Source organism: Curvibacter sp. AEP1-3, assembly GCF_002163715.1.
Classification (GTDB): Bacteria; Pseudomonadota; Gammaproteobacteria; order Burkholderiales; family Burkholderiaceae_C; genus Allorhodoferax.
This window is the reverse complement of sequence record NZ_CP015698.1, coordinates 1,374,493-1,392,048: the sequence shown is the minus strand read 5'-3', so window position 1 is coordinate 1,392,048 and position 17,556 is coordinate 1,374,493. Positions and strand designations below refer to the sequence as shown.

Sequence of the window (17,556 nt, the reverse complement as noted above, 5' to 3'; positions counted from 1 at the left end):
GAGGCAAGAAAGCCCCATGCAAGATATCAACCCGCGTTACGCGTCTCTTTACCAGGCGACTGTCAAAGACGCCGCGGCGGGTGGTAACGCCATCATGGGCAAGCTGATTGCCTCTTTGCGTCGTGACTTGCAAGCTCGCGAGAGTGCTTCTCGGGATTTTCGTGAGCGCGATGTGCATGCGGAGTCTCTCAAGCAGCTTTACCAACACGAACAAACCTTGCGCGAGGGCTATGGCCCTGCGCTTTTGGAGCAGTTCACACGCCCGTCCGAGGCCATCAAGGCGGCGATGCCATCAATTGCTGAAGTCCAGTTCGATCAACTCGAGTTGATGGATGAGGTGCAAGTGCAAGAGAGCGTCAACATGGCGCGGGCCCAACAAATGGCCATGTTGGCAGCAGAGGCCAGTCTGGCGGAGCTCAACACCCTGATTTGCGCTACCTTGGGTCTGCAAACCGTACGCCCGGAGCGCAACCCATTGCGCCCTGAGGCTTACATCACTGCGCTGCGCAATACGGTAGAGCGCACGCCTGCACCCGCTGCCATGCGGTTGGATTGGCTGACCGTGATGGGTATTGCCTTGGGTGCTGAGCTCAAAGTGCTGTATTCCAGCCTTGCTTCTCAATTGAAGACACAAGGCGTAGTCGCTGCAGGATATGCCGTCACGCCTGCGCCCTCTGCGTCTGGTACGCCTAGCGGGGGTAGGGGGCGTGAAGCTGCAGCACCGGCTCCGTTTTCAGAAACATCGCGATATAGCGCTCCAGGCAGTGCGGAGCGTGAGGCCCTGATCGCCCGAGAGTTGCGGGCGCCGAAGCCGGTGACGGACCCGGCACTTTTGACCTTGGATCGCCTGCGTAAATTGCTGGCCGGCGAGCTCGATCAGCTGGGGACGCCGCATCGTGTGGCCGCTTTCGCGCAACAGTTTGCACGTCAGTTCGAGTCTCCCGGCGGCTACGGCGGACCGGTTGCAGAGAGTCACTCAGATTTCGCATCCACGGTGCCGGCGGCCTTCGAAGCGCTGACCGAGATGAAGCAAGTAGACCGTGTCGTGCAACGACTGGAGCAGCGACGTGGCGGCGTTGCTCCTGCAGCGGGCTTGCAAGGGCTGCAAGCCGTACGCGAAGACATCAGGCGCAGTGCCAGCGGTGTCGCACAGGCGTTGAGCCTGGAGGTGGTGAACCTGATGGTAGACAACATCGCCAGGGATCCCCGTCTTCTGGAACCGGTTCAGGCATTGATTCGTGAGCTGGAGCCGGCGCTGATGCGCTTGGCGTTGGTGGATGCCCGCTTGTTTACCGACAAGCACCACGCAGCGCGTATGCTGGTTCAAGAGGTGACCCACCGCAGCTTGGCCTACGCCAATGTGCAGAGCCCGGGTTTTCTGGCTTTCCTCGATGAGGTACGTGAGGCCATCGCACCTTTGGCCAACGCACAGCCGGAGGGCCCGGAAATGTTTGCAGATGCCTTGCATGAACTGCAGGCAATGTGGAATGAAGAAGCAGCCAAGCAGGCCCAAGCCCGTACACAAGCGGTCAAGGCCCTGGAGAAAGCTGAGCAACGCAACTTGCTGGCCGAGAAAATTGCCCGCGAAATCGACTCCCATCCTGACGCGGCCAAGGTGCCTGATGTAGTGCTGGCATTTTTGTGCGGTCCATGGGCACAGGTGGTGGCGCAAGCGCGCCTCTCTGGAGGCGCCGGTTCTGCGGCGGCTGACAAGTACCAAGCGCTGATTTCTGCCCTGTTGTGGAGTACCCACCCGGATCTGGCCCACAAGAATATTGCCAAGCTCACCAAGCTGGTACCTTTGCTGCTCAGCACTTTGCGCGACGGACTGGAGACTGTCCAGTACCCTGCCACCAAAACCAGTGCTTTCCTGGAAGCACTCATGGGCTTGCACCAAGCTGCTTTCAGGGCTGTGCACAAAGAGGCTACTGCCGCTGCAGTCAAGGTGGAAACGGCAGCTCCCAAGGCCGCTGCAGCGACGCCCGCGCGCAACCGCCCTGTGGAGGACGGAAACCCTTGGGTGGCACCATCGGAAGCACAAGACTCCAATTTTCTGGATATTCCGGACGAGGCACCTCCTACAACAACGGCTGCTACCACCATTTTGTCGCCCGTGGTGCCACCGGTGGCATCCGGACCGGGAGCCGGGGGATTGCCGCTGGGCTCGTGGGTCGAATTGCACACCAATGGCGAATGGGTGCGCACCCAGCTCACCTGGGCGAGCCCGCACGGTACCTTGTTCCTGTTTACGAGTGCAGCTGGTTCGACCCAGTCCATGACACGCCGAACCCACGACAAACTGGTGGCGGCGGGTCAGCTGCGTGTGATTTCGGCACAGCCCGTGGTCGACGGCGCGTTGGATGCCGTAGCCCAGCAGGCCATGAAAAACAGCGTGGACTCTACGCTGTAGCCAGTCGTTGGCGCACCAAGCCGATGTGGTTGCGCAGCGCGTACAGCTCATCTGCGTAAGACAGCGGAAGAATCACTTTTTCGACCTTGGATTCGATCTCAGCCAGTTCAGCGATCAAATCAGCTGCGGAGCCGGGGGATGCCTCGAAGCGGCTCTCGATGTCGCGTAGTTGGCCATACCAGCGGAAGACTCGGGAACGTACTCGGTAGGCATACAAAGGGGGAGCGATTTTTCCCAAGGGCAGCAAAACGGCAATGATGATGCCCAAGGCCAACCACATGCGCTCCACCAGATTTGCAAGAGTGAATGGTATGTAGCGTTGCAGGGTCGGGATGCCGTTCTTCAGGGTCCGCTCGGCTTCAGGCGCCAGCGCAAACTCACTATGTGATGCGTTGGGGAACTCCCGGGCCCGATTGAACCAACCCGATTGGCCGTGCGTCTGCACCGCAGCTTGGGCCAACAGCTGGCGCAGGCCTGGATGTAGTCCATCCCGTACCAACATGCTGGTGGTGGTGGCAATCAGGTGTACGTCCTGGGATGGCACATTGCGTGCCAAATCCACCACGCCACGGGGCAGGGTCACAGGTGTGATGAAGGGTAGTCGCCGTGCATAGGCCTCGTTCTGCGGAAAATCCATCAACCGGATACCCGGGGTTTGCAGCAACATTTGCACCATGGGGGCTTGGGGCGCCGAGGCGAAAACCACTGCGTCCAACTTGCCTTGCAACAATTGGATAGTGGCTGGTGTTTGCTCCAAATGGCTCAAGCGGGCTTTCTTGGGGTCCATGCGGTGCATGTCCATCAGTGCATCCATCAGGGGCGGTACGCCACTGCCTGCGGTGCCGGCATTGAGGCGCAATGTCGCCAACTGATTCAAGGAGTTCAGATGCCCGGTTTCGCTGATGGCTGTCGCTGCACTGCTGCGGTAGAAGAGCCAGATCGGCTCGACAAACAGGTTTCCCAAGGTGAGCAACTCTTCCGCATCTTCATCCTGAGGCACGCTGGCGCTGCCGCCTTGCACGAAACCGGCATCAGCTTCTCCTGCTTGAAGTTTGCGTAGGTTGTCCGCAGACCCTTCTGTTTTCACCAGGTCCACCGTGATGCCTTGTTGGCGAAGCAACTTGGCATATTGCTCGCCCATCTCCGCATACGCGCTTTGCTCCGGACCGGTCACCAGCGTCAGGTGCTTGGGAGGCATGGGGTCCAACCACCAATAGGCCAGCCAAATCAGCCCGGCACCTGCAAACAGCAAGGGGCTCGCAGAGGTAAAGAGATCCCAGAATGCGAGAAGGGCAGCTTTGACGGGGCGGGGCAGATGCAGTGACATGGTGGCTATAGCGGGTGCTCAGCGTAGAACTTGCCACCATGGTAGAGCAAGGGCGATGCGCCGCTCCGGTGGCTGCAGCGCTCCACCTCGCCGACAAAGATCACATGGTCACCTTCCTCGTATTGGCTGCGATTGAAACATTCAAAATGCGCCACCGCTCCATCCAGCAAAGGCGCGCCATTAGTGCCACGTGTAAAGCCGACGCCAGCGTAGCGGTCGATGTCTTTGGTCGCGAACTGGGTCGCCAACGCTTGCTGGTCTGCAGCCAGAATATTGATGGCGTAGTGGGCGCCGCGGCTGAATGCTTCCATGGAGCCCGCCTTTTGCGACAAGCTCCAGAGCACCAAGGGCGGAGTGAGAGAGACGGAGTTGAACGAATTGGCAGTTAAACCGACCAAGGTGCCATCGGCCGCCTGCGCGGTGACGATGGTGACCCCGGTGGCAAACATGCCCAGCGCTTGGCGGAACTGCTGGCTGGAGAAATCGGGGGGCAGCGCGCTGCGAGCGCGGGAGGGTGGGTTCATTCTTGGAATTTACCGCGCTTTGCGCCCTGGCCCTCTGCGCGGGCAGCAAAACCTTCGCCACATGCGACCTTTACAATGGACTGCATGTTCAAAAGCCTTTTTGCCTGTCTGGCCATTGCTATCGTTTCAGTAGCTGCTCGCGCCGATTCCGCGAGGGCTTGTGCGGATTACGCTTCGAAGATACCAAGTGTGACGCCGGCAATGTGTGAATCTGCTGCATTGCAGGACCTCAAGGCCCGATCGGGGCAGGGGCGGGTCATTTGGGGGCGTGATGTCGGCTCCACGGATGCGAATTTCAAGGTGTTGGTGATTGGGGGAATCCACGGCGACGAAATGTCGTCTACCTCTCTGGTCTATCACTGGCTGGGGTTGGCGATGACACCGCCCTCAGACTCGCCGCTCAACATCCACTGGCGTTTCATTCCCAGCCTGAATCCGGATGGATTGTTTGCGAAGCCGGCGCGTCGTACCAACGGAAATGGTGTGGACTTGAACCGCAATTTCCCCACGCCGAACTGGGCGCGTGATGCCAAGGTCTATTGGGAGCAACGTACCAAGCGCGATCCACGTCGGTGGCCGGGCAACAAACCGGTGTCCGAACCTGAGTCCCGTTTCTTGCTGGAGCAGATGGATAACTTCAAACCGAACTTGATCGTCAGCGTACATGCACCCTATGGCGTGCTGGACTTTGATGGTCCTTCGGTGCCGCCCAGCAAGTTGGGTCGCTTATACCTGGATCAGGTGGGAATCTTCCCCGGCTCGCTGGGTAACTATGCAGGGGTACACCGGCGTATTCCGGTGGTCACCATTGAGCTGCCCAGTGCGGGTCGCTTGCCGCAGGATGCAGAAGTCCGTCAGATGTGGATGGATTTGCTGCGCTGGACCAACGACCGCCTGGGTCCGTCAGCTTCTGCCACCGTACCCTGATTCAGACGCTTGCGCTGCCGGAAATTCGAAGCGAGGCTTCGTCCGCCCACATTTGGAGGCTGTCTATCAGGTCACGCTGACTGAAAGAGCAACTTTCTTCACTGAAGAGGGCGCTGGATTCCAACCTGTCCATCAGCTGGTGCAGCACTTCAGAAAACTTCTCGGGCAGCGCGGCGAGCAATGCGCTCTGGCCGCGTGCCAAATCAGACAAGGCATGGGCAGTGAGCCCGCCCGCCCGGAAGCTCTCCAAGGCGTCCTGAAACGCCTGGAGCTGGTCTTGTGCAGGGCTGGCGGCTAACTTCATGCGGCTTAGTGGCCCAGAATCTTGGACAAGAAGTCGCGGCTGCGCTCGTTTTGCGGGTTGTTGAAGAACTCGTGAGGCGTGTTCTGCTCCACGATCTGGCCCTGGTCCATAAAGATCACACGGTCGGCCACGGCTTTCGCAAAGCCCATTTCGTGGGTCACACAGATCATGGTGATGCCCTGGCTGGCCATCTCAATCATAACGTCCAGCACTTCCTTGATCATCTCCGGGTCCAGGGCCGAAGTCGGCTCATCGAACAGCATGATCTTCGGCTTCAGGCATAGCGCACGGGCGATAGCCACACGCTGCTGCTGACCACCGGAGAGTTGCAGCGGGTACTTGTTGGCCTGGTTGGCGATGCGCACACGCTCCAACTGGATCATGGCCTTTTCTTCGGCTTCTTTCTTCGGCATTTTGCCGACCCACATGGGGGACAGCGTCAGGTTTTCCAGCACGGTGAGGTGCGGGAAAAGGTTGAACTGCTGGAACACCATGCCGACTTTCTTGCGCACGTCGTCGATGGCTTTCACGTCGTCGGTGAGTTCCACGCCGTCCACGATCAAGTTGCCTTGCTGGTGTTCTTCGAGGCGGTTGATGCAGCGGATCATGGTGGACTTGCCGGAGCCGGAGGGGCCGCAAACCACGATACGTTCGCCTTTGGTGACGGTCAGGTCAATATCGCGCAGTACGTGGAAATTGTTGCCGTACCACTTGTTGACTTTGTTGAAGGTGATGATGGGTTCAGACATATTCGTTCCTTAGCGGAGTTTGCTCTTGTTGACTTGCTTTTCGATCCAGAGGCTGTAGCGCGACATGGAGAAGCAAAATCCGAAGTAAATCAGGGCGATGAAGAGGTAGCCTTCGATCTTGTAGGGGCGCCAGTCGGCATCCGAGTTCAGGGCCAGGCTCATGGAGCCTGTCAGCTCATACAAACTCACAATGGTCACCAGTGAAGTGTCCTTGAAGGTCGAGATGAAGTTGTTCATGATGCCGGGCACCACCATGGACAGGGCTTGCGGCAACACGATCTTGCGTTGTGTCTGCCAGTACGACAGGCCCAGTGTGGCGGCAGCTTCAATTTGCCCTTTGGGCACCGCCTGCAAGCCGCCGCGAATCACCTCGGCCATGTAGGCCGCTGCAAACAGGGTGATACCCGCCAGTACGCGAACCAGCACGTCGATGTTGAAGCCCTGGGGCATCAGCAGCGGGAACATGAAGGACGCCATGAACAGCACCGAGATCAGCGGCACGCCACGGATCAGTTCCACATAGATAGTGCACAGGCTCTTGATGGCAGGCAGGTTGGAGCGGCGCCCCAGGGCTATCAACAAAGCCAGCGGGAAGGCCATGGCCATGGACAAGGAGGATAGCAACAGCGTCAAGGGCAGGCCACCCCAGCGGTCTGTATCGACCTTGCTCATGCCGAACACACCGCCGGACATTAGCATGAAGAAGCTGCCCAGGACCACGACCCAGGCCAGGCCCAGCCATGCTTTCCAGAACATGCGCATGCAGCTTGCCACCAGCAGGCTGCACAACAGCAGGGTGGCGATCAGCGGGCGCCATTGCTCTTCGAAGGGGAAGCGGCCAAAGATGATGATGCGGAATTTTTCCACGATCACACCCCAGCAGGCACCAGCGCCTTCGACGTGGCAGGCCTCGAAGTTGGGCACCCACACCGCCTGAACCAGTGCCCAGTTCAAGAAGCGCGGGACGATAGCCAGCAGGAAGGCCCCGATGACCAGGGTGCCCAGCGTGGTCTTCCAGTCGCCGAACAAATTGAAGCGAATCCACGCTACCAAGCCGTCGGTCTTGACCGGCGCCGGGCGTGCTTCGATAGGTTTGAATGTAGTTGCGCTCATGTGCGTCTCTTAACGTTCTTTGATGGCAGAGCGGGTGTTGTACCAATTCATCGTGATCGACGTGAACAGCGACGTGCTCAGGTACACCAGCATGATGATGGCAATGCACTCCACGGCGCGGCCCGTCTGGTTGATAGCCGTATTGGCAATCGACACCACATCCGGGTAACCGATGGCCACTGCCAAAGAAGAGTTCTTGGTCAGGTTCAGGTACTGGTTGGTCACGGGCGGAATGATCACGCGCAGGGCTTGCGGCAACATCACCAGGCGCATGGTTTGCCCACGACTCAGGCCGATAGCTGCTGCTGCCTCGGATTGGCCCAGTGCTACGGATTGGATACCGCCACGAACCACTTCGGACACGAAGGCTGCGGTGTAAATGGTCAAGCCCAGCAATACGGAGAGGTACTCAGGCGTCAAGGCTCCGCCGTTCTCAATGGCGAACTCGCCCTGCACCGGCATGTTCAGTACAGTTGGTGCACCACCCAGCAACCAACCCAGAATGCCCGCGCCCAGCACAATGGCCAGTGGCGTCCAGAACATGCTCTTTACACGACCGGTTTGCTCAAACGACTTCTTGGCGTACGAACGGTACAAAACGGCACCAATCACACCCGCCAACAATCCCCAAGCACCCCAGACATGGCCTGTAGCCCACTCTGGGATAGGGAAGTTCAGACCGCCCTTGCTCAGGAAGAAGGGACCCAATACCAGTGGCTCATTGGACGCAGGCAGCACTTCCGTGAACATCAGGTACCACATCAGCAATTGCAGCAGAACGGGGATGTTGCGGAAAAACTCGACATACGCCGAACACAGACCGCGGATCAGGGCATTGCGCGAAAAACGGCCTACGCCGATCAAGGTGCCCAGCAAAGTGGTCAGCACGATGCCGACAACCGCTACCCGTAGCGTGTTCACAAAGCCCACCAGGTAGGCGCGCCAGTAGGACTCGCCGGAATCAAAGGTAAAGAAGCTTTCACCGATGTCGAAGCCGGCAGGACCCGTCAGGAAATCAAAACCACTTTGGATGCCACGCAACTTCATGTTGGTGGTGGTGTTGTGTGCCAGATAGAGCACTGCCAACAAGACCACCACGATGGCAACGATCTGGTACAGGAGTCCACGGAATGCCTGACTGCGCCAGGACCAGGACTTTTTAGGAGGGGAGGAGGGTGTGGACATATCAGCCCTTGGTTTCACTTGAAGAACGCTCATCAATTGAAAAGGGCAGCGCATGGTGTGTGCGGCTGCCCTTTTCTGGTGCGCAGTGCCGGATTACAGCGCTGCGCTAACCGCCATTAACGGACTGGGGGAGCGTATTGCACGCCGCCCTTGCTCCACAGGTTGTTCAAGCCACGTGGCAATTGCAGGGGAGACTTGGGGCCCACATTGCGTTCGAAGATTTCACCGTAGTTGCCGGTAGTCTTCACAGCGCGTGCGAGCCATTCCTTGTCCAAGCCCAGCAGCTTGCCGGTGTCTTCAGTGGAACCCAGCAGACGGCCGATCACGGGGTCTTTGCTGTTGGCTTTGAGGTCGTCGACATTAGCGGAAGTCACGCCTGCCTCTTCAGCTTCCAACAGACCGTACACAGTCCACTTCACGATGGCAGTCCACTCGTCATCACCGCGGCGAACCATTGGGCCCAAAGGTTCTTTGGAGATCAGCTCTGGCAGGATCATGTGGTCAGCGGGGTTCTTGGCAACCTTGTTACGGGTAGAGGCCAAGCCGGAAGCGTCTGTGGTGTAAGCCACGCAACGGCCGGAGAAGTAAGCGCCTTCAGCCGCTTCGAGCTTTTCAAACACGATAGGTTTGATGTTCAGGGCGTTGGCCTTGGAGTAGTCGGTCAGGTTCTTTTCGGTCGTAGTGCCGGATTGCACGCACACGGTCTGGCCCTTGAGCTGTTTGGCGCTCTTGAGCTTGCTCTTCACAGGAACCATGAAGCCTTGGCCGTCGTAGTAAGTCACGGCGGTTTGGGACAGGCCCAAGGAGGCGTCACGGGTCAGAGTGAAAGTGGTGTTGCGGGACAGCACGTCGATTTCGCCGGATTGCAGAGCGGTGAAACGGGCTTGTGCGTTCAGGGGAACGTACTTCACCTTTTCGCCATCGCCCAGCACTGCAGCAGCCACAGCGCGGCACACGTCCACGTCCAGACCCGTCCACTTGCCGTTGGAATCAGCAGCACCGAAACCTGCCAGACCAGTGTTCACACCGCAAACCACTTGGCCACGGGCCTTGACGGCGTCCAATGTTTTGCCAGCGTGGGCAGGCGCTGCAACGACAGCACCCAAAGCGGCAACCACGGCTGCCAGTGTTTTCAGTTTCTTCATGCTCATAAATCATTACTCCAAAGAATTGAATCAGCAGGATGCACCAGACTGGTGTCTGCTCCCCGATTCTGAGGCTGAACTGTAGCCTCAGGAGCCTTCGCTCTCATCGGGGTTTACCATCGAAAGGTATGCGGAAAAGTAATAACCTAATTCGCCGCCCACCTCTCTGCAAGTCGTGCGAATGAAGCAGAAAGCGTGCCACCGAAACAGAAATGTGATCACCCCTAAGTAATACTGACGGCGGGGTATGGGATTGGGGGCTTTGTCACCTGAGCGGCAGCCCGGCGCCGGCCTTGCGATAAGGTGTGGTCCCAGACCCACAAGACCAAGGAGACTTCCCATGTTCGAAACCGCAATCGCCGGCAGCTTGCCCAAGCCCTCATGGCTGTCTGAGACTGAAAAACTCTGGCCGCAATGGAAGCTTGCCGGCCCTGAGCTGCAGCAAGCCAAGGCGGATGCCACCCTGTTGTGGATCAAAGCCCAGGAAGATGCAGGCTTGGATGTGGTGGGCGACGGTGAGCAAAGCCGGCAGCATTTTGTCCACGGTTTTCTGGAGCAGGTTGACGGCATCGACTTTGAAAACAAAGTCAAGATGGGCATCCGTAACAACCGGTATGACGCCATGGTGCCTCAGGTTGTTGCTGCATTGAGGCTCAAAGGCCGCGTGCATGCCTTTGAAGCTCAACTCGCAAGAGCCCACACCAAAAAGAAACTCAAGTTCACCTTGCCCGGACCTCTGACGATTGTGGACACCGTGGCCGACCGTTTTTATGGCGACCGAAAGACCATGGCGTTTGCGTTTGCGGAGTTGCTGAATCAGGAAGCGCGGGCCCTGCAGGCTGATGGGGTGGACATCATCCAGTTCGATGAGCCGGCGTTCAATGTGTACATGCAGGACGCCGCGGACTGGGGTGTGCAAGCACTGGAAGTCGCCGCCAAAGGTCTCACTTGCACCACCGCCGTGCATATTTGTTATGGCTATGGCATCAAGGCCAATACCGACTGGAAAGAGACGCTGGGTGGCGAATGGCGGCAATACGCGCAGGTGTTTCCGGCACTGGCGGCCAGCAGCATCCAGCAAGTGAGCCTGGAGTGCTACCACTCGCATGTACCGCCGGACTTGATGGCACTGCTCAAGGACAAAGACGTCATGGTCGGTGTAATCGACGTAGCCAGTGACGTGATTGAAACGCCTGAGCAGGTGGCGGACACCATCGGCATCGCTTTGCAACACGTGCCACGCAATCGCATCTTCCCCTGTACCAACTGTGGCTTGGCGCCCATGAGCCGTGAGGTTGCCACCCGAAAGCTCGAAGCCTTGGCCAAAGGCGCGGCCCTGGCACGCGAGCGTTACGGGGCCGGTGCATGAGTGGTATGACTCTCTCTCCGGGTTTTCATGCGCCTGCTCTGCGGAACCTGGAGCAAGTGCTGCAAGCGGATGTGGACAAAGGGCGTTTACCCGGCGCAGTAGCCTTGGTTGCACGCCATGGCCAGACCGTGTTGCACTCTGCCATCGGGCAGCAGAACCCGGCGGACGGCACGCCCATGGCCTTGGACAGCATCTTCCGCATCTACTCCATGACCAAGCCACTGGTGTCAGTGGCGATCATGCAATTGCTGGAGCGCGGCCAACTGTTGCTGAGTGACCCGGTAGGCCAGCACTTGAGCGAGTTTGCCGATGTGCGGGTGGCAGAGGATGAAACGGCCCGGCAGACGCGGCCCCCGGCCCGGCCGCCCACGGTGCAAGACCTGTTGCGCCACACCTCCGGTCTGACCTACGAGATTCTGGGCGACGACCCTATCCAGCAGCGCTACGCCCAAGCCGGCTTGGGCACCCGCATGCTGAGCAACACTGGTTTCTCGCAAGCCCTGTCCGCGATTCCTTACCGCTACGAGCCCGGCAGCATCTGGCAATACAGCCGCGCGACAGACCTGCTTGGTGCCCTGTTGGAACGCGTGACCGGGATGGCCTTGGGGGACTATCTGCAAGCGCACATCCTCGGGCCCTTGGGCATGGTGGATACCGCATTTGTAGTCCCCCCCGACAAGCATCACCGCATTGCCGAGCCCTTTGCTCATGACCCGGACGGTGGCGTACCCATGCCCCTGATGGACTTGCGCAAGACCACCCCCATGCAAGCGGGCGGCGCAGGTTTGGGCTCCACGGCAGCCGACTACGCACGCTTTTTGCAGTGCATGTTGAATGGCGGCACCTTGAACGGTGCACGCATTCTCAGCCCCGCCTCGGTACGGCTGATGACCTCTGACCATCTGGGCGACATTCCGGTCAATCGCAGTGGCCGCGCGGCAGAACTGCTTCCCCCCGGACATGGTTTCGGCTTGGGGTTTGCGGTGCGCCTCGAAGAGGGGTTGGGTACCCAGCTGGGCAGCAAAGGCATGTACTACTGGAGCGGTATTTCCGGCACCGTGTTTTTTGTGGACCCGGCGAAAGATTTGTTTGCCATCTTGCTAACCCAGGCTCCTAATCAACGCAGCTGGTACCGCCCGTTGTTCCGCAATCTGGTCTACGCCGCGCTGAACGATTGACTGGCGTCGGCGTTCAGCAGCCCGTGGTGCGCAGGATGAGCTGTGGCTCGCCGCTGCCGTTGTAGTTGTAGGCCAACGAACAGTTGGCGGGGGTAGGGGCATCGGTCAGCACCCAACCGGCATCGCCATTGGGGATGGTGCTGTTGCTGTAACCGTAAAACGTGAACTTGTTGAACACAATCGGTGCGGTGGAAAGGTAGCCCCCACCGGAGATGGTCGGTGCTCCTTGCAGCGTCATGCCGATGCCGTCCCACCACCGGTCGGGGTAGCCATTCCAGAGGCGGATGCTGCTGCCTTGCATGTCCAGAAACTTCAGTGCCGGGTCTGCCACCGCTGTGGTGCCGCGCAAGGCAGAGGTGACCTTCACAGTTTCCATGGTGGTTCTTACAGCACCCAACAAGCCATTGAGCGTGGCTACACGCGCATCGGTGCCGAGGTTGATGAACTTGGGCACCGCTACAGCCGCCAGCACACCGAGGATGGCGATGACCATCACCAATTCGATGAGCGTGAACCCCCGGTTTGCCAATTTGTTGCTTGTCATGCAGCACATTTTAGGCATACAGCGCCCGTTCCGGCTGCGCGGGCAGCTATAAAAACCATAGCGTTTGGCATGACTTTCTAGGGGTTGCAGTAGTTGCATCGTGAGGCGGGAACGCTTTGGACCAGGTCCACACGTTGTGAGTGTCCACACACATCACAGCGAATGTTTTTGGCCATGATCGCGTGGGTCGGCAGCCCACAGGACTCACAGGGCGCTCCGGCTATGGGCGACTCTTCGCCAAAGCCGTAGCTTGCGCAATCAGGGCAGTTGCTGCGCAGGCGATGAGATAGCCGCTCTGCGCACCGTCTGATCATGCGCATCCGAGTGGGGTTCCGGTGCGCCCGCATATCAGTCTCCAGCTCAACGGGCCCGCCCTGTAAGGCCAGTTGCACTTGGTCTTCCAAGGCAGCTAAGTCCTTGCAGTCCTTGTCGAAACCTGTTTGCCCCGGCTTCCCGATGATCAGGCCATGGGCTGGAAAGCCGATAGCGCTCGCAAAATCGGCGGCGTCATTCCAGTCTTGCACGGTGATTTGTCGGTAATTGGTTTCATGGCCTTGTACCGCGGCACAGATCAAGCGTTGGGCGGGGGCATCCCAAAAAGCAAGCACTTCACGCCCCCAAGGGATCATCCCGGTATAGGGGTCCGGGCCAAAGCTGCCCTCACTGCCCAGCCCGAATCGCCATCCACTGAGTTCAGTGGCCAGTTTGGCCTTGCTGGCCGCTGCATCCACTTGGGTGCCTTTGCGAGCCACGGTGCCGGTGAAGGTGCCCAGCCTGTCGGTATCAAAGCCGGAAATCGTGGACACAGAAAAGCCCGCTTCTTGAAGCGGGCCTTCTACGGCGCTTTGTTTGCCATGTTGCGTCAGGAGTGCGATGGCATGCATGGAGGCCCGATTGTCAGCCATCTATCAGAACTAACCGCGCTGGCCCGGGCGTGTATTGCAGGGCCAGTCGCTGTGTTTGCTGATCAGCCCTTGGCGACTTCCAGCACCAGCTTGCCGAAGTTTTCTCCGTTGAAGAGCTTGAGTAGCGTCTCCGGGAAGGTCTGCAGGCCCACCACTACGTCTTCCTTGCTCTTCATGCGACCGTCTTTCAGGTAGCCGGCCATTTCGGCCACGGCAAGGTGGTAGCGGTCGGCGTAGTCGAACACCACAATGCCTTCCATGCGCGCGCGGTTCACCAGCAGACTCAGGTAGTTCTTGGGGCCTTGCACGGCCGTCGTGTTGTTGTACTGGCTGATGGCGCCGCAGATGATGATGCGAGCCTTGCGGTTGATGCGGGCCAGCACGTCGTCCAGAATCTCGCCGCCCACGTTGTCGAAGTAAATGTCGACGCCGGACGTGCAATGCTCTTTCAGGCCTGCGCGTACGGCGCCGGGGCCGGCCTTGTAGTCGATGCAAGCATCAAAGCCCAGTTCCTTGACCACCCACTCGCACTTGGCGGGGCCGCCCGCAATGCCGACCACGCGCAGGCCCAAGATTTTGGCGACCTGGCCTACGGTCTGCCCCACGGCACCGGCGGCACCGGAGATCACGATGGTCTCGCCCGCTTTGGGCTGGCCCACATCCATCAGGCCGAAATAGCCGGTCATCCCAGGCATGCCCAGCACATTGAGCCACTGGGTCAGGGTACCGGCACGCAGGTCGATTTTGACCAAGCCGTTGCGCTTCATCTCGTCCTTGGCAATCGTGATGTATTCCTGCACACCGAAGCCGGCGCTCACATAGTCGCCAACGGCGTATTTGTCGCTCTTGCTGGCCACCACCACGCCCACGCCACCGGCGCGCATGACTTCACCAATGCCCACCGGCGGGATATAGCTCTTGCCTTCATTCATCCAGCCGCGCATCGCGGGGTCCAGGCTCAGCGCCAAGGTTTTGAGGGTCACTCCGCCCTCAGCGGGCTCTGCCACCGGCTCGGAGGTGTGGCTCCAGTCGCTGGCTTTGGGCATGCCCACGGGGCGCGCGGCCAGGCGGATCTGGTGGTTGATCAGGGTAGACAGGGCTTGGGTCATAGGGGCTCCGGGGGGAAGGGGGGCAACAATGGTCGCGGATGGTAGCGCCGTACCGTGCGTAGCTTGGTAGCCTAGGTGACAAGCCCGGGCTTGAGTTCTTAAGTCGTGGTGTGTGGATGCGCGGCGGTGTGCGGTGGCATCGCACTTTGGCTGCGCAGTTCGGCCAGCTGGCTCGACAGCTCTTTGACCGCTTGGGTCAGCAGCAAAAGCTCCTTGTCTTTGAGCAGATCGATTTTCTCGTGCAGCAGCTCAATCTCCAGCTCCGCCTTGACGTTGACCTCGTAGTCGCTCTCGGCATGTTTGCGGTCCAGCTCGGACTGACGGTTCTGGCTCATCATGATGGCCGGCGCCGTGTAGGCCGCCTGGAACGACAGTAGCAGGTTCAGCAGGATGAAGGGGTAGGGGTCCCAGGCGTGCGACCCGGTCAGCACATTGCCGGTGATCCACACCACGATTAGGCCACTCTGGATCAGGATGAAGCGCCACGACCCCACGGTGCGCGCCACCACGTCTGCCATGCGCTGCCCGCGGGTGGGCGGTGGCAGGTCAAAGTGCTCTGGCGCGGCGGTGACTTTTGGCGGGTGCTTGTGCCGGTGTTTGCGCCGGTGTTCACGTAGCAGGCCGAGCTGGTGTTGATCCACCGCTGGACTTGAGCCAGTAGGCGTGGTGTTTGTGGTGGGCATGCGGGCCTCCGGTGGTATGCGGCAGGGTTGCCGGCGCCCTGAGTGTGCGCTCAGTGAGCCATGTAGCGGCCGGCGCGGTGGTTGGTCGCCAAAGTCTGGTTCAGGGTGACGGCGCCCAGCACACTCCACAGCACATGCTGCCAATCGGTCACGCCGAAGGCCAGTAGCACGATGGTGCAGTCAAGTGCCATTTGCAAGCGCCCTGCGCGCCAGCCATATTTATCTTGCAGGTACAGCACCAGCACATTGAACCCACCCAGGCTGGCTTTGTGCCTGAACAAAATCAACATGCCCGTGCCCATGAGCAGGCCGCCAATGATGGCGGTGGCTGCGGGGTGCAAATGTTCAAAGCCAACCCATTGCGGCAACAGGTTGGTAAACAAGGCTAGAAGCGCCACCGCCATGAAGGTCTTTACGGTGAACACCCGCCCCATGCGCTGGTAGGCCAGAGCGTAAAACGGCAGGTTGATGGCAAAGAAAATCAGGCCGAAATTCCAGCCGGTGGCGTAGTGCAGCCAGAAGGCCACCCCTGCCGTGCCACCAGTTAGCAAGCCCACCTGCTTGAACATCAAGACCCCTAGCGCCACAAAAATGGTGCCGGTGAGCAGGGCTTGCAGGTCTTCGGAAGGACGGTGGCGCAGGGCAGGAGAGGATTCGGACATCGAGCGAGTGTATTCAGGCGGTGGCAGTGTCCGAGCAGGTGACGCCGCCGCAGCCATGAATCTCCGTTTGCGGCAAACGGTCCGGTTGGGCGAGCGCTCCGGTAGCCGGGTCGTAACCTGCCGAACGCAAGTGCAATGCCAACGACGCATCCATGCTTTGCGCATGCTGGGGAAACCAGATGCCCAGCTCATCGGCCATCTGCCGCACCACAGCCAGATCGCCGCCGTGGCCGCGGGCTTCCCCCTCGCGCAGCACCTGAAGCACCACTTTGTGCTGGGTGGCATGGCAGTTGCCGGCCGCGAAACCGGTGGCGCGCATCCATTGGTCTTCGCGGTCGAAATGCTCTTGGGTGTGGGCAATCAACTCCGACCACAGGGGCATGAGCATGTCGTCTTCCGCCAGCACCACGCGCTCCAGCAGGGCCACAAACTCTTGGTGCACTTCGTCCATCACGGGCATGTCGAGCACCAGAGCGTCGCTCCAGGCGAGGGTGGCGGGGGCATTGAGGGTTTCGGTCATCGGTTTTCTCCTTGATCCGGCCCAGCTTAGGGGCAGACGTTTTCGGGCGTATTGACCCACATCAGGCATCGAAAGAAGAGTGCGGTTGATAATCCGGCGCTATGACCATTTCCTTCCAGCCCCCTCTGATTGCCCGCCCTGCTGACCTGGGCGCCACCCTGTTTCGTCAGGGCTACGCGGTCGTCGGAGCGTCCCAAGTTGCAGGGCTGTCCGGGGTGTCGCTGGACGCCATGTTGGGCTGGTGCGACGGGTGGAATGATCTGCCGCCGGACAACTATTTGAAAGATGGTGGCCGCTACCGCCGCCGTCGCCACTCCTGCTTTGTGATGGACAGCCACGGAGTGACCCAAGCACCGCACCGGCCGCATTGGCAACCCTTGGCCTACAACGCCTTGCACGGCGGCATGCAGCGCCACTTTGAGCCCATGGACAGCGGTGTTACAGCGCAAGCTACCTGGCAGCAACTATTGGCCTGGCTGGGCCGGGTGGCAGACGATTTGAAAGGCCCTCACACCTGGTTTGCGGAGGCGCACCAGTTTCGCATCGATACCACTGACGGTATCGGTCGCCCCACGCCGGAAGGCGCCCACCGCGATGGCGTGGACCTGGTGGCCGTGTTCATGGTGGCCCGCAACGGAGTGAAGGGCGGCGAAACCCGTGTGTTCGAGGCCGATGGCCCGAACGGCCAGCGGTTCACCCTGAGTGAGCCCTGGTCATTGCTGCTGTTGGACGATGAGCGTGTCATCCATGAGTCCACCCCCATCCAGCCCTTGGCCGAAGGAGGCTACCGCGATACCTTGGTAGTCACCCTGAGGGCTGGTGGTTTCCAGGGTGAGGCTTAAGGCGTTTTAGCCCTTTAGCGCCCGCCAAATGTGCGCGGACAGCTCCTGAATTGATAGCGG

At 59.7% G+C, this 17,556-nt stretch carries 18 protein-coding genes; 5 read left to right on the top strand and 13 right to left on the bottom strand.

Features of this window, described 5'->3' with window-relative positions; all coding sequences use genetic code 11:
• Positions 1-16: 16 nt before the first annotated feature.
• A complete protein-coding gene (locus AEP_RS06605) occupies positions 17-2,410 on the top strand; it encodes a DUF1631 family protein (RefSeq protein ID WP_087494654.1) in 2,394 nt (797 codons plus the stop codon).
• Here AEP_RS06605 and AEP_RS06600 read toward each other — a convergent pair.
• Together AEP_RS06600 and AEP_RS06595 are read right to left on the bottom strand one after the other, a co-directional pair.
• Entirely contained in the window at positions 2,400-3,737 is a 1,338-nt protein-coding gene (locus AEP_RS06600; protein ID WP_087494653.1) for a TAXI family TRAP transporter solute-binding subunit, read from the bottom strand. The two genes, AEP_RS06605 and AEP_RS06600, sit on opposite strands and share 11 nt — an antisense overlap.
• A 5-nt stretch (positions 3,738-3,742) precedes the next feature.
• Entirely contained in the window at positions 3,743-4,261 is a 519-nt protein-coding gene (locus AEP_RS06595) for a flavin reductase family protein (protein ID WP_087494652.1), read from the bottom strand.
• Between the two features lie 201 nt (positions 4,262-4,462).
• Between AEP_RS06595 and AEP_RS06590 the strand changes: the two genes are divergently transcribed.
• Positions 4,463-5,188 (top strand): M14 family murein peptide amidase A, encoded by a 726-nt coding sequence (locus tag AEP_RS06590; RefSeq protein ID WP_232459949.1) that lies wholly within the window; start codon positions 4,463-4,465, stop codon positions 5,186-5,188.
• A gap of 1 nt (position 5,189) precedes the next feature.
• Here the strand turns inward: AEP_RS06590 and AEP_RS06585 are convergent, their stop codons facing one another.
• The 5 genes from AEP_RS06585 to AEP_RS06565 all read right to left on the bottom strand — a co-directional run bounded on the left by AEP_RS06585 (position 5,190) and on the right by AEP_RS06565 (position 9,690).
• The gene (locus AEP_RS06585; RefSeq protein ID WP_087494650.1) at positions 5,190-5,492 is read right to left on the bottom strand and encodes a hypothetical protein; all 303 of its coding nucleotides are present in this window, start codon (positions 5,490-5,492) and stop codon (positions 5,190-5,192) included.
• Between the two features lie 5 nt (positions 5,493-5,497).
• A complete protein-coding gene (locus AEP_RS06580) occupies positions 5,498-6,241 on the bottom strand; it encodes an amino acid ABC transporter ATP-binding protein (protein ID WP_087494649.1) in 744 nt (247 codons plus the stop codon).
• A 9-nt stretch (positions 6,242-6,250) separates the two neighbouring features.
• Positions 6,251-7,354, bottom strand: a complete 1,104-nt coding sequence (locus AEP_RS06575) for an amino acid ABC transporter permease (RefSeq protein ID WP_087494648.1) — start codon at positions 7,352-7,354, stop codon at positions 6,251-6,253.
• 9 nt (positions 7,355-7,363) lie between these two features.
• Positions 7,364-8,539: an amino acid ABC transporter permease gene (locus AEP_RS06570; protein WP_087494647.1), complete on the bottom strand. Its 1,176-nt coding sequence runs from the start codon at positions 8,537-8,539 to the stop codon at positions 7,364-7,366.
• Between the two features lie 116 nt (positions 8,540-8,655).
• A complete protein-coding gene (locus AEP_RS06565; RefSeq protein ID WP_087494646.1) occupies positions 8,656-9,690 on the bottom strand; it encodes an amino acid ABC transporter substrate-binding protein in 1,035 nt (344 codons plus the stop codon).
• A 334-nt stretch (positions 9,691-10,024) separates the two neighbouring features.
• Here AEP_RS06565 and AEP_RS06560 point away from each other — a divergent pair, with 334 nt between their 5' ends.
• Both AEP_RS06560 and AEP_RS06555 read left to right on the top strand, forming a co-directional pair.
• Complete coding sequence (locus AEP_RS06560; protein ID WP_087494645.1) at positions 10,025-11,053, top strand: methionine synthase; 1,029 nt, start codon at positions 10,025-10,027, stop codon at positions 11,051-11,053.
• Between the two features lie 5 nt (positions 11,054-11,058).
• The gene (locus AEP_RS06555) at positions 11,059-12,231 is read left to right on the top strand and encodes a serine hydrolase domain-containing protein (RefSeq protein WP_198301906.1); all 1,173 of its coding nucleotides are present in this window, start codon (positions 11,059-11,061) and stop codon (positions 12,229-12,231) included.
• Between the two features lie 13 nt (positions 12,232-12,244).
• Here the strand turns inward: AEP_RS06555 and AEP_RS21250 are convergent, their stop codons facing one another.
• The 6 genes from AEP_RS21250 to AEP_RS06525 form a co-directional block, all read right to left on the bottom strand.
• Positions 12,245-12,775 carry a pilus assembly FimT family protein gene (locus AEP_RS21250; RefSeq protein WP_087494643.1) on the bottom strand — a complete coding sequence of 177 codons (531 nt, stop codon included), beginning with the start codon at positions 12,773-12,775 and terminating at the stop codon, positions 12,245-12,247.
• Between the two features lie 77 nt (positions 12,776-12,852).
• Positions 12,853-13,680, bottom strand: a complete 828-nt coding sequence (locus AEP_RS06545; RefSeq protein WP_087494642.1) for a DUF6671 family protein — start codon at positions 13,678-13,680, stop codon at positions 12,853-12,855.
• Between the two features lie 62 nt (positions 13,681-13,742).
• Positions 13,743-14,789, bottom strand: coding sequence for an NADP-dependent oxidoreductase (locus AEP_RS06540; protein WP_087494641.1), 1,047 nt, complete (start codon positions 14,787-14,789; stop codon positions 13,743-13,745).
• 98 nt (positions 14,790-14,887) lie between these two features.
• Positions 14,888-15,472 (bottom strand): DUF1003 domain-containing protein, encoded by a 585-nt coding sequence (locus tag AEP_RS06535; protein ID WP_087494640.1) that lies wholly within the window; start codon positions 15,470-15,472, stop codon positions 14,888-14,890.
• Between the two features lie 50 nt (positions 15,473-15,522).
• Positions 15,523-16,134, bottom strand: a complete 612-nt coding sequence (locus AEP_RS06530) for a YitT family protein (RefSeq protein WP_087494639.1) — start codon at positions 16,132-16,134, stop codon at positions 15,523-15,525.
• 13 nt (positions 16,135-16,147) lie between these two features.
• On the bottom strand, positions 16,148-16,654 hold the full coding sequence (locus AEP_RS06525) for a hemerythrin domain-containing protein (protein ID WP_087494638.1): 507 nt from the start codon (positions 16,652-16,654) through the stop codon (positions 16,148-16,150).
• A gap of 101 nt (positions 16,655-16,755) precedes the next feature.
• Between AEP_RS06525 and AEP_RS06520 the strand changes: the two genes are divergently transcribed.
• Positions 16,756-17,496, top strand: a complete 741-nt coding sequence (locus AEP_RS06520; protein WP_087494637.1) for a 2OG-Fe dioxygenase family protein — start codon at positions 16,756-16,758, stop codon at positions 17,494-17,496.
• The last annotated feature ends 60 nt before the right edge of the window (positions 17,497-17,556 follow it).

What these genes read in the sequence shown, in the direction of transcription:
- AEP_RS06520 (WP_087494637.1), top strand. Translation starts at nt 16,756, where the DNA reads ATGACCATTTCCTTCCAGCCCCCTCTGATTGCCCGCCCTGCTGACCTG.
- AEP_RS06600 (WP_087494653.1), bottom strand. Translation starts at nt 3,737, where the DNA reads ATGTCACTGCATCTGCCCCGCCCCGTCAAAGCTGCCCTTCTCGCATTC.
- AEP_RS06605 (WP_087494654.1), top strand. Translation starts at nt 17, where the DNA reads ATGCAAGATATCAACCCGCGTTACGCGTCTCTTTACCAGGCGACTGTC.
- AEP_RS06565 (WP_087494646.1), bottom strand. Translation starts at nt 9,690, where the DNA reads ATGAGCATGAAGAAACTGAAAACACTGGCAGCCGTGGTTGCCGCTTTG.
- AEP_RS21250 (WP_087494643.1), bottom strand. Translation starts at nt 12,775, where the DNA reads ATGACAAGCAACAAATTGGCAAACCGGGGGTTCACGCTCATCGAATTG.
- AEP_RS06595 (WP_087494652.1), bottom strand. Translation starts at nt 4,261, where the DNA reads ATGAACCCACCCTCCCGCGCTCGCAGCGCGCTGCCCCCCGATTTCTCC.
- AEP_RS06545 (WP_087494642.1), bottom strand. Translation starts at nt 13,680, where the DNA reads ATGGCTGACAATCGGGCCTCCATGCATGCCATCGCACTCCTGACGCAA.
- AEP_RS06530 (WP_087494639.1), bottom strand. Translation starts at nt 16,134, where the DNA reads ATGTCCGAATCCTCTCCTGCCCTGCGCCACCGTCCTTCCGAAGACCTG.
- AEP_RS06560 (WP_087494645.1), top strand. Translation starts at nt 10,025, where the DNA reads ATGTTCGAAACCGCAATCGCCGGCAGCTTGCCCAAGCCCTCATGGCTG.
- AEP_RS06585 (WP_087494650.1), bottom strand. Translation starts at nt 5,492, where the DNA reads ATGAAGTTAGCCGCCAGCCCTGCACAAGACCAGCTCCAGGCGTTTCAG.
- AEP_RS06580 (WP_087494649.1), bottom strand. Translation starts at nt 6,241, where the DNA reads ATGTCTGAACCCATCATCACCTTCAACAAAGTCAACAAGTGGTACGGC.
- AEP_RS06570 (WP_087494647.1), bottom strand. Translation starts at nt 8,539, where the DNA reads ATGTCCACACCCTCCTCCCCTCCTAAAAAGTCCTGGTCCTGGCGCAGT.
- AEP_RS06555 (WP_198301906.1), top strand. Translation starts at nt 11,059, where the DNA reads ATGACTCTCTCTCCGGGTTTTCATGCGCCTGCTCTGCGGAACCTGGAG.
- AEP_RS06535 (WP_087494640.1), bottom strand. Translation starts at nt 15,472, where the DNA reads ATGCCCACCACAAACACCACGCCTACTGGCTCAAGTCCAGCGGTGGAT.
- AEP_RS06540 (WP_087494641.1), bottom strand. Translation starts at nt 14,789, where the DNA reads ATGACCCAAGCCCTGTCTACCCTGATCAACCACCAGATCCGCCTGGCC.
- AEP_RS06590 (WP_232459949.1), top strand. Translation starts at nt 4,463, where the DNA reads ATGTGTGAATCTGCTGCATTGCAGGACCTCAAGGCCCGATCGGGGCAG.
- AEP_RS06575 (WP_087494648.1), bottom strand. Translation starts at nt 7,354, where the DNA reads ATGAGCGCAACTACATTCAAACCTATCGAAGCACGCCCGGCGCCGGTC.
- AEP_RS06525 (WP_087494638.1), bottom strand. Translation starts at nt 16,654, where the DNA reads ATGACCGAAACCCTCAATGCCCCCGCCACCCTCGCCTGGAGCGACGCT.